This window comes from Synechococcus sp. B60.1 (genome assembly GCF_047462555.1).
GTDB lineage: Bacteria > Cyanobacteriota > Cyanobacteriia > Thermostichales > Thermostichaceae > Thermostichus.
In genome coordinates this window covers 4,970-6,678 of record NZ_JANSJN010000075.1, presented here as the reverse complement: position 1 = coordinate 6,678, position 1,709 = coordinate 4,970, and the positions used below count along the sequence as shown (strand labels likewise).

At 60.8% G+C, this 1,709-nt stretch carries 2 protein-coding genes; both read left to right on the top strand.

Annotated elements, in window-relative coordinates:
• Positions 1-1,138 (top strand): trypsin-like serine protease (locus NW863_RS09265; protein ID WP_414365917.1); only part of this gene is annotated, 1,138 nt, incomplete at its 5' end.
• A gap of 82 nt (positions 1,139-1,220) precedes the next feature.
• Positions 1,221-1,406 carry a 30S ribosomal protein S21 gene (gene rpsU / locus NW863_RS09260; RefSeq protein WP_011429105.1) on the top strand — a complete coding sequence of 62 codons (186 nt, stop codon included), beginning with the start codon at positions 1,221-1,223 and terminating at the stop codon, positions 1,404-1,406.
• The last annotated feature ends 303 nt before the right edge of the window (positions 1,407-1,709 follow it).

Genomic DNA, 1,709 nt, shown 5'->3' with positions numbered 1-1,709 from the left:
AGGACAAATTGAGGGATCCCACTTTGACGACCTCAACGGCAATGGCCTGCGGGATCCGGGAGAGCCGGGGCTGGCCGGCATCACCACCTTTTTGGACTTAAACGGCAATGGTCGCCTCGATGGGGGGGAGCCCAGCACCCTCAGCGATGCCAACGGCAACTTCCGCTTTTCCAACTTGCCCCCTGGCACCTACCGCGTCACCGCCCTTTTGCCCCCAGGGCGGGTGTTTACTGGGCCGCCCTCAGGCTTAGGTCGGATTGTCGGCGGCAGGCCGGCCCAGCCGGGGGCCTTTCCCTGGATGGTGGCCCTGCTGAACGCGGCGGAGCCGGATCCTTTTCAGGCGCAGTTTTGCGCTGGATCCCTGGTTGCTCCGGAGTGGGTGCTCACCGCCGCCCATTGCTTCTTCAATGATCAAGGCCAGCGGGTGGTGAACGCCCGCAGCCTGGATCTGTTGGTGGGAACAACCCGTCTGCAGGTTAGCGCCGGCCAGCGCATTCGCGCTGCGCAAATCGTCATCCACCCCGGCTACAATCCCCAGGTGGGGCAACTGGGGGGGAACGATCTTGCCCTGGTGCGCCTCTCGCGGCCGGTGGCTCTGGCCACCCTGCCCCTGGTGCAGCCCAACCAAACCAGCCTGACTGCCCCCGGCACGTTGGCCACCATTCTGGGTTGGGGGGCCACCTCCCCCCGCGACCTTGACCAAGAACCCAGCGGCTTTGCTCTGGATCTGCAACAGGCCGAAGTTCCCATCGTCGCCAACGAGGTGTGCAACGCGCCCCAGTCTTACAATGGCATCATTTTAGATACCATGCTCTGCGCTGGCTTTCCCCAAGGGGGTGTGGATACCTGTCAGGCCGACAGCGGCGGGCCTTTGCTCGTACCCAGCGGCAGCGGCTTTGCTCTGGCCGGAATCACCAGTTTTGGCAAAGGCTGCGCCCAGCCCAATTTCTACGGAGTGTATACGCGGGTGTCCAGCTTTGCCGGGTTTGTGCAATCGGTAACCGGCACTGCCCCCAGCCCAATGCCAGTTCCAACACCCTCCCCTTCTCCTGCCGTAGGGGCGACGGTCTCTTTGACGGTGAACCTGCGAGAGGGGGAGGTGGTTTCCGGGGTCAACTTCGGCAGCCGCGCCCAATAGGCAGGCCGGAGATGGTTTAGGATAGGGATCCCTGTTGTATCCAAGTCCGTTTTTGTTGATTGACGGAGGAGATGTCTTTCTTATGACTCAAGTGACGATTGGCGAAAACGAAGGGATTGAATCCGCGCTGCGCCGCTTCAAGCGCCAGGTCTCCAAGGCAGGCATTTTGCGGGATCTGCGCAACCATCGCCACTTTGAAACCAACCTGGAAAAGCGCAAGCGCAAAGCGGTAGCCATGCGGCGCAACCGCCGCAAATCGATGGCCTAGTCCTCTTCTCTTCAGTTACGGGATGTGGGTGGGCTAAAGCCCCTCTGCTTTAGTGGGGGAAGGAAGCCAACTTGGGGGCTTTAGCCCTGTTACCATTCTCGCAGCCCAAGGCAGCTACGTGCCTATTACACAGCAGAGTAGCTTGGTAGCCCCGTACTAAGTGCTCCGCGCTGCTAGCACGAGTAGTGCGGGGTGGAAAAGCCTTCGAGCGACTTAAGTCGCTCCCCAATGATGCAGGTCGTTACTATAGCTTTGGGTCGCCACTCAGCAACCATGGACTACGGATGCCAACAGGTTCTGATT

Coding starts and splice junctions, on each gene's coding strand:
- rpsU (WP_011429105.1), top strand. CDS start 1,221: ATGACTCAAGTGACGATTGGCGAAAACGAAGGGATTGAATCCGCGCTG.